At 61.3% G+C, this 6,493-nt stretch carries 6 protein-coding genes and 1 pseudogene; 5 read left to right on the top strand and 2 right to left on the bottom strand.

The window, feature by feature from the left end; genetic code table 11:
* The coding region (locus tag OXG98_17875; protein ID MCY3773879.1) for a hypothetical protein at nucleotides 1-300 on the bottom strand (300 nt) is incomplete at its 3' end.
* A 484-nt stretch (nucleotides 301-784) separates the two neighbouring features.
* Here OXG98_17875 and OXG98_17870 point away from each other — a divergent pair.
* The 5 genes and pseudogenes from OXG98_17870 (at nucleotide 785) to OXG98_17850 (ending at nucleotide 5,897) form a co-directional block, all read left to right on the top strand.
* A pseudogene (locus tag OXG98_17870) lies at nucleotides 785-979 on the top strand (hypothetical protein).
* Nucleotides 957-3,665, top strand: coding sequence for a hypothetical protein (locus OXG98_17865; protein MCY3773878.1), 2,709 nt, complete (start codon nucleotides 957-959; stop codon nucleotides 3,663-3,665). The pseudogene OXG98_17870 and the gene OXG98_17865 overlap by 23 nt, the downstream one beginning before the upstream one ends.
* A 117-nt stretch (nucleotides 3,666-3,782) precedes the next feature.
* On the top strand, nucleotides 3,783-4,376 hold the full coding sequence (locus tag OXG98_17860; GenBank protein MCY3773877.1) for a YdeI/OmpD-associated family protein: 594 nt from the start codon (nucleotides 3,783-3,785) through the stop codon (nucleotides 4,374-4,376).
* A 171-nt stretch (nucleotides 4,377-4,547) separates the two neighbouring features.
* Nucleotides 4,548-4,901 (top strand): VOC family protein, encoded by a 354-nt coding sequence (locus OXG98_17855; protein ID MCY3773876.1) that lies wholly within the window; start codon nucleotides 4,548-4,550, stop codon nucleotides 4,899-4,901.
* Between the two features lie 81 nt (nucleotides 4,902-4,982).
* On the top strand, nucleotides 4,983-5,897 hold the full coding sequence (locus OXG98_17850; protein ID MCY3773875.1) for a hypothetical protein: 915 nt from the start codon (nucleotides 4,983-4,985) through the stop codon (nucleotides 5,895-5,897).
* Between the two features lie 21 nt (nucleotides 5,898-5,918).
* Here OXG98_17850 and OXG98_17845 read toward each other — a convergent pair whose 3' ends face one another.
* A complete protein-coding gene (locus OXG98_17845; GenBank protein ID MCY3773874.1) occupies nucleotides 5,919-6,290 on the bottom strand; it encodes a VOC family protein in 372 nt (123 codons plus the stop codon).
* Nucleotides 6,291-6,493 lie beyond the last annotated feature (203 nt).

Raw genomic sequence — 6,493 nt, 5'->3', positions numbered from 1 at the left:
CCCATGCCGGTTTCGGATGCCGCCGTACGCATGGTGATGAGTATAGCCGGGCTCTCCCCCCATCCATTCTTCCATAAAGGCCTTCTGCTTCATGCGTTCGGGAGCCAGCGTACGGGTGAACATGGGACGTAGTTCGGTATCCTCTTCGATCCGGTCATACAGTCCGTCGATGACCCGCGCGACCACGGATCGACCGCCGATGCGCTCGAAGAGGGTTGGGTCGGGCCTCAGGGTTGAGGCGAGTCCGCCCCGGTGGGCAAGCAGGGCGCGTACGCCGGAAGAATCGGTTGTGGGCTGCATTTTAGACACGGTGCCAGTCTCTGGGTGTTATGGCCACTATGACCACTATGACCACTATGGCCACTGTGGCGGCGGTGTTCGGATGCGGGGAGTACATAGTCGAATGACAGACTGGAAAGCTTGTCAAAATGTAAGGTTGATTGAAACACGCCATCAAGGGTTTTCCCTATGTAACAGCCGCCAAATGGAGGACCTGACGTCCGATCAGGCCATCCCGTTCATTCAGCCGAACGCGGTGCCGATATTCAGCCGAACGCGGTGCCATCAATCAGTCTGGCGCGGCACCGTTCATTCAGCCGGACGCGGTGCCGACAACCGGCCTGAAACACCGGTGAACAGCGCTTTGTGCCGGTAATTGTACGTTGCCGGCTCCGCTTCCGGTATGTTATATAAAACGGGCGCCTCCTTGAACCGGTCACGGGTTTACGGGGTGCGCTCTATCTTTCACAACCGGTTGTAACCGGATTGATTCCCGTCTCCAGAAACCGGTGTTTCGGTACATCATCTCGACGTGATCAAAATGGCCGACCACATCATCGACCTGGGCCCCGAGGGCGGACACAGCGGCGGCGAAGTCATCGTCACAGGGACGCCCGAAGACGTGGCGGCCCATAACGCCTCCTACACCGGCCAATTCCTGCGCAGCCACCTGAACAATGGGCAATACACGGCAAAATAACAACGACGGCCGGGAGTCCATCCCGACCTCCGACGTATCCGCGGATCTGAATGAATCCCCGGGCGGCGACGGAGACGTGGGGTATCTCCTCCACGTGTTTCATCGCCTGGAAAACGGACGGGACGTCATCTGCGGCGTGGGCAAACTCCAGGTCGGACATACCTTCCTGTTTACGGACGACCGCGTTTCACCCGTACTCTACGTCCGGGCCTCCGAAACGCAGGCGGCCGCGGCCCGGGTCGGTTCCGGCGGGATTTCCGCCAGGTTCATCCCATCGGGATGCACGACGATGGATGGAGAGCCGGTGGTCGGCGTCCAGTGTGACCGCGTACGGGACCTGCGCAGCCTGATAAAAGCGCTCGAGGCCCAGGGCACGCGGAGTTACGAAGGAGATATTCCCTTCAGCAGGCAGTTCCTGATCGGACGGGGCTTGCGTGGCGGCGTCAGGATCAGGGGGATGTGGACGCCCGGTGCCCGGGTCGACCGCGTATACGCCAACCCTTCACTGCACCCCGCGTACTGGGAACCGGCCTTCCGCGTGTTGGCCCTGGACATCGAAACCGATCCCGAGGCAACCACCATTTACGCCGTGGGACTGATCCTGGCGGATACGGTCGAGGGCGCCGACTCCGAAGAGATCCACATGGTCGGCGAACCCACACCGGATGATCCGATCCACCTGGTCTGCTGGCCCGACGAGACATCGATGCTGCACGGGGTATCGAAGCGGATTATCGAAATGGATCCCGACCTGATTACGGGCTGGAACCTGGTCGACTTCGATCTGAGCGTGCTGCAAAGACGCTTCAGGGACCTGAACGTCCCGTTCCAGCTCGGGCGGACGGACGACCAGTCCTGGTACCGGTCCGGCGAAGTGTGGGGCGGGAGCACCATGGCCATACACGGGCGGCAGATCCTGGACGCCCTGCATCTCCTTCGCGGTACGCTGCAACGGTTCGAGGATTACCGGCTGGACACGGTGGCCAACGCCATCCTGGGCCGGGGTAAGCTCCTCGAAGACGATGCGGGAAACTCAAGGGCCGAGAAGATCACGGAAGTCTATCGCGAGGACAGAAACCTGTTCTGCGCCTACTGCCTCGAGGACGTCAGGCTGGTGCTCGACATCCTGGAAGCGGAAGGACTGATCAACCTGACCCTGCGCAGAGGGCTGCTCACGGGGCTGCCGCTCGAACGGGCGTGGGTGAGCGTGGCCGCCTTCGACAATATCTACATCAACGCCCTTCATCAGCGTAACATGGTAGCGCCGACGACGGGCGTAGACCGCACGCCGGGCGCCGGCGCCCCCGGGGGACTGATCATCCCGTCGAAGGCAGGGCTCTACCGGAACGTATTCGTCTTCGATTTCAAGAGCCTGTATCCGTCCATCATCCGGACCTTCAACATCGATCCCCTGGCGCATATCGAGGCACGGGACGATGCGGAAGGCGGGGGAGTCGACGTGGCCGGCGGCGAGGTGCAGGACGACGCTGAAGGCGGGGGAGTCGACGTGGCCGGCGGCGAGGTGCAGGACGACGCGGAAGGCGGGGGAGTCGACGTGGCCGGCGGCGAGGTCGGCGCGGACTCGGGTGAGGGCGGCGTAGAGTCAGGCAACACAGCCCTCGACGGAAGTACAGAAGGATTCCTCAAAGCTCCCAACGGCGCGCGATTCTCCCGCACGCCCGGCATACTGCCGTCCATGCTGGAGCAATTCTTCAAAAGCCGTGACGAGGCGAAGGCCGGCGGCGACGAACTCGCTTCCTTTGCCTACAAGATCGTCATGAATTCATTCTATGGCGTGCTGGCGTCGTCTTCCTGCCGTTTTTCCGCACCTCAGTTGGCCGGCGCAATCACCGAATTCGGGCACTACATTCTGAAATGGTGCCGGGACGAGCTGGAGAAGGATGGATACCCGGTGCTGTATGGGGATACCGATTCGGTATTCGTGGATCTGAACGCGCCGGACCATCTCGACCCGGGCGAGGCCCTGCGAATCGGACGAGAGGTATGCGACCGGATCAACGCCCGGCTGGCCAGGCACGTTATGGACCGGTACGGCGTGGCGTCGCACCTTGAATTGGAGATGGAAAAGCACTACCACCGGTTTCTGCTTCCGTCGATGCGGGGAGACAGCGAACGGGGCCGGGCCAAGGGATACGCGGGGCTCCGGCGTGACGGGGATGCCGACCGGGTGGAGATCGTGGGCATGGAAGCCGTGCGGCGGGACTGGACCGACCTGGCGCACCAGTTGCAGGCCGTCCTGCTCGACCGCGTGTTTCACGAAGTGCCCGGCGTCGAGATCGAGGAAGAGATCTTCCGCTGGGTCCACGCGGTTCAGTCCGGGCGCAAGGATGACCTGCTTGTGTACAGGAAGAACCTTCGCAAACCGGTCGCGTCCTACACGCGCTCGGTTCCGCCGCACGTCAAGGCCGCGAGCCTCATGGAAAACCCGACCGGGGTGATTCGATACGTGGTCACAAGGGATGGTCCGCAGCCGGAAGGACAGCTTACCTCCCCCATCGACTACGCCCATTACGTCGACAAACAGATCCGGCCCATCGTCAAAACCGTCGCCCAGGCGTACGACCTGGACGTGGAAACCGCCATATCAGGCCGGCTCAACCTGTTCGGAAATGCCTTGACGCCCAGTCCGCATAGGGGTGATCCTACAGAAGTGCCTCGGTCCTAGGAAGTGTCGCAATCCAGGGTATGGTCGCGATCTCGGGAACGGTCCCGATCCCTGGTATGGTCAATCAGCGCTCCGGCCGGCTTCTTAAAAGCCGGTCGATCTGCGAAAGGACATAAGTTGCAACGATTCAAGACCGTATCGGACTACCTGGCGGGCCACGGGGAATGGAGGCCCTTGCTGGACCGTCTGCGCGCCGTAATGAACGAGTCCGGCCTGGAAGAGACGGTCAAGTGGGGCGCGCCGTGCTACACCTTGAATGGCAAGAACCTGGTGGGTCTGGTCGCGTTCAAGGATTTCGTCGGCATCTGGTTCCACCAGGGCGCGCTGCTTCGCGACGAACGCGGCGTGCTGGTCAACGCGCAGGAAGGCAGGACGAAGGCCATGCGGCAGTGGCGGCTCCGGAGCGAAGACGAGATCGACGAAGGCCTTCTTCGCGCATACGTAAAAGAAGCGATCGAAAACCAGAGACAGGGAAGAGAGATCAAGGCGGACCGAAACAAGCCCCTTCAGATACCCGATGAACTGGCCAGGGCACTGTCGGAACATCACGACGCTCGCGAGCGGTTCGACGCGCTCTCCCTCGGAAAGCGACGCGAGTACGCCGATCACATCGCCGAGGCGAAACGGGAGGAAACCAGGAGCCGGCGCATCGAGAAGATCATGCCCATGATTCTGGCGGGACACGGGCTTCACGACAAGTACAGAAAGTAGTTCGCAACCACCGTATCACGCGGCAGAACATATCGCGGCCACTTGTACCACCGCGGCAGAAGTCCACGCAGCAATGTATCACGCGGCAGAAGCCGTACGCAGTCACTGTACCTCGCGGCAAAGCAGTCCGCAGCCGCCAGACCGCGCACCACTACAAGGGAGGGAAGCAACATGGCGAACCCTGTCGTGCATTTCGAGATCGGATGCAAAGACCGCCAGGAAACGCAGGCCTTCTACAGCGACCTGTTCGGATGGAAGATGGAGTCGCACGAGCATGCCTCCATGATCGTCCCCGAGGATGACACGGGGATCAGCGGGCATATTTCGGCACTCGGCCATGAGCCGCACAACTACACGCTGGTCTACGTGCAAGTCGACGATCTCGATGCATACATTGCGAAGGCCGAGGAACTGGGCGGGTCTTCCATCGTCCCGCCGACCGAGGTGCCGGGCATGGGGCACTTTGCCTGGATTGCGGACAACGAGGGTACCTTCGTCGGTCTCTGGAAGCCCCTGGAGGCTTGATCAGGTTACTTGCGGACCGGGCGCGGGGAAGGCGTCGAACCGCCGCGTCTGCTTCTCCCGGCAGGGGTAAAACAGACACCCATGAGCGCGGTACTAACCGTAGCGGATGAAGGCGCGATCATCGACTTCGATGCTACCCTCGATCGGTACCGACGGTATGGCAGCGATCTTGCCAACCGGTTCCAGGACGGCGTCTTCAACAAGGTAGTACGTACGCCGCATGGACCCTGTCTGATCGCGCTGTATCGATCCGGAAACCGGATCGAGATGAGCTTGAGGCCGAAGGAAGCGGCGGGCGAACCGGACCCTTCGGTGACCGGCGCGGCACTGGTGGCGGCGAAAAAGATCCTGGGCCTCAACGTCCCCTTGCAGGCGTTCTACGCTTTCGCGTCGGAAGACCCGGTGCTGTCCGCGGCGGTCGATGCCCATCGCGGCCTGCGGCCCAACCTGCAGGTCGACCCTTTTGAAATGCTCGTTGCCTCCATCACGGCCCAGCAGATCAACCTGGGATTTGCCTACACGGTACGCGGCAGGCTGGTGGCCGAGTATGGAGAGCACCTGGAATTCGACGGAGAAAGATACTTTGCCTTCCCGACGCCCGAAAAGCTGGCGGAACTGAACACGGGCGACCTTGTCCCGATGCAGTTCTCGAGGCAAAAGGAACGATACATCCTGAATCTGGCCCGGGCGGTCAGATCCGGTGAAATCGACCTGGACGGATTAGCAGCACTGGACGACGCCTCGGTTCAGGAGCGACTGACGGCCCTGGTGGGCATCGGCCGGTGGACGGCGGACTGGTTTCTCGCCCGCTACCTGGGCAGGGGAAACGTCATAGCCGCCGGCGATCTGGCGGTAAAACGCTCCATCGAGCGGCATTACTTCGAAGGCGAACGCGTATCCGAAGAAGAGATTCGGGATTTCGCGGCCCGGTGGGGTGACTACACGAACCTGGCCGTGCAGTACCTTTTGGCGGATTACGGCTCCGGGGGAACCTGATCGGTATCAGGTGAGCAGGGTTCAGCCCTGATCCTGGGCGATGTGCCAGAGCACGCCCGCCGGATCGATCAGGTGGATCTCGCGAAGTCCCCACGGGTAGTCCGCAGGTTCCTTTGCACGGACGCCCTCGTATCGTCCCACGAGGTCCTTTTCCACGATTTGCTCCCACCACGCGTCCAGGTCCGCCACTTTTAACTGAACCATGAAGTTGTCCGCCCATTCCTTCTGATAATAGTTTTGAAGTAAAAAGCTGAACCCCGCTATGCCCATCTCGCTCACGTCGAATCCGGACCAGACCACCTCGAATCCAAGGTCCTCGTAGAACCTCGTCGAAACGTCGTGGTCCTTCGCCGGGACGAACACCCTGAGTGCACGCACGTTCAGGTTCTTCATAGCACCCTTCCTTTCCTCATGCGATCTTGACCGGTTCGATCGGGGTTTGAATCTCTACGAGCCTTGGCGCCGGATCAGTCGGAATGCACCCGGGTTCCGTTCTTCGTGCCCTCGAATTCCCCCTTGTAACGCCGGGCAGACAGAAAACACCGGATTTGTAACGCCAGGCCGGCAGAATGGTACTAATGTATTACAGCATGGAC

The sequence above is a fragment of the Gemmatimonadota bacterium genome (assembly GCA_026706345.1).
Classification (GTDB): domain Bacteria; phylum JAAXHH01; class JAAXHH01; order JAAXHH01; family JAAXHH01; genus JAAXHH01.
The sequence above is the reverse complement of the archived record's forward strand: the minus strand, read 5'-3'. Positions and strand labels throughout refer to the sequence as shown.